Raw genomic sequence first — 1,898 nt, 5'->3', positions numbered from 1 at the left:
TGGGACATCATCATGGGATTCGACCGACACCCCTGGTTGATCCCACCCGCCAGCATCGACCCGAAACGACGACCAGTGCCGTCGTATCACCGCCGGACCATGCGACTCGACGACGCAGCAGCCTGACCCACGCTGCCCCACAACCTGATTCCCCGCACCCGGCCTGGCCGGGACCGCATCTGTTGTTTGAGAACTCCATAGTGATAGTCCCCTCCCGATGGTCGAGGTGTCGTGCCCGTGGCTCAGATACCCATCGGCACAACAGGTCTCGCGGCTCGTCGCTGGCGCTCCTCGGCACCTCGACCACCGGGCGGGAAGGGCCCGTCCATCGGGTAGGGCGGCCACCGGGTGGGAAGGGCGTCAGCATCCGATCGTCAGGCGGGAAAGACGCGCGCATCCTTCGATGGCCTGCGTCATCCCCCGCTGGTCGAGGTGCGAGCCGCGTGCGGCGAGCCTCGAGACCGACTGCACCGGCGCTGGATTCGGTCCACGGTGGCCCGGAACCCGGGTTCAGGTCACCGTTCGACGCAGCGACTCGCGAAATCGATGATCTCTCCGGCTACTTCGTCACGGATCTCGGGCTCGTTGTGAACCTCGTGCCGGAAGCCGGTGTACACACGGGTGCGGACGTCCGGATGTCCGCTCAGCGCAAGCTGATTGGCCACATGGTAGGCACCCTCACCGAAGTTGGTAACCGGGTCGCCGTCGCCGGCGAGGATCAACACCGGAAGATCAGCACGTATCGACCGGTACCAGTCGGCAGCATTGGCGGCGTCGTAGAGGTCGACGAATCCGCGGAGGAACCGCACCGACATCGGGGCGCCGAAGTTGTTCAGCGGGTCGATGGCGTGATCACGGACGACGTCGGGGTCGCGGGCCACCCACGCCGTCGGGCCGGATCCCGGCTCATAGCGGGAGATGAACCCGTCGAACATCGACACCACGTACGCCTCGGACGCAGGCGCGGCAGTATCGGTCTCGGCGGCGAGAGCCTGGCGGTCGAGCAGATTCTCGATGCCGTGAATCCCCGCTGCGATACCACACAGAATCAGCCCGTCGACCTGATCACTGTCCCCACTCACCAGTCCGCGCGCGATCATCGACCCCCACGAGTGCCCGAAGATCACATACGGCAGATCGGGATGACGTTCGCGCACAATCGAACGCAGCGAGCGTTCATCGTCCACGACCACCTGATCGGCCCGATCACCGGCGTCGGCCCAGATGCCCGACGACATCGCCGTCTTGCCGTGCCCGGCGTGATCGTCGGCCGCCACGACGAACCCCGCATCCAACAACCTGGTGATCAGCGGGAGATACCGTCGCGAGTGTTCGCCCAGACCATGGATCAGTTGGATGATGCCCCGGGCCGGACGCACCGGCTCGTAGATCCACCCGTAGATCGTGTCCCGTTGATTACTCGAGGTGAACTCGACTTCGCGGAGTGACATCGTTGGCTCCTTCGGCGCGTGATCGGTGACGTCGTAACGCTAACAGCGTCGCCGGATGCGCCCGGCGAAATCGCGAAGCCGCCAGGACCGGTCGGCATCGGCCGACCGACCAGTCCTGACGGTCATCATGAGCTGTCAGACCACCGCGTCGAGGACCACAGTCGGCTCGTCGTCACCGGCATGACGACCGTGGGCCTGTGCCTGGGCGCGGATCTCGTCCTCCTGCGCCATCGACTCGCGGATCGCGCGCTGAGCGTTGTCCGGCAACGACGGCAGCAGTTCCAGGACGCGTTCGCGGTGACGGGCGACAGCCTTGCGTTCGGGCATACCCGGATTCGGTTGGACCTGCGGAATGATCTCGGTGAAATCCTCCTTCGTGCCACCACCGGAGATCCCGGCCGCCGCCATCGCCGCCTCCGCAGCGACCAGAGCCTCGTCCTTCTCCTC

The 1,898-nt window shown here is 65.7% G+C and carries 1 protein-coding gene and 2 pseudogenes; 1 reads left to right on the top strand and 2 read right to left on the bottom strand.

Features of this window, described 5'->3' with window-relative positions; translation table 11 throughout:
- Window positions 1–126: pseudogene (locus B1964_RS04175) on the top strand (HNH endonuclease); the annotation flags it as partial.
- 389 nt (window positions 127–515) lie between these two features.
- Here the strand turns inward: B1964_RS04175 and B1964_RS04170 are convergent.
- A complete protein-coding gene (locus tag B1964_RS04170) occupies window positions 516–1,451 on the bottom strand; it encodes an alpha/beta hydrolase (protein WP_079928962.1) in 936 nt (311 codons plus the stop codon).
- A 135-nt stretch (window positions 1,452–1,586) separates the two neighbouring features.
- A pseudogene (locus B1964_RS04165) lies at window positions 1,587–1,898 on the bottom strand (ABC transporter ATP-binding protein); the annotation flags it as partial.

The sequence above is a fragment of the Gordonia sp. i37 genome, from assembly GCF_002043085.1.
GTDB lineage: Bacteria > Actinomycetota > Actinomycetes > Mycobacteriales > Mycobacteriaceae > Gordonia > Gordonia polyisoprenivorans.
Note: the sequence above shows the minus strand (reverse complement) of the source record. Positions and strands in the feature narration are given on the sequence as shown.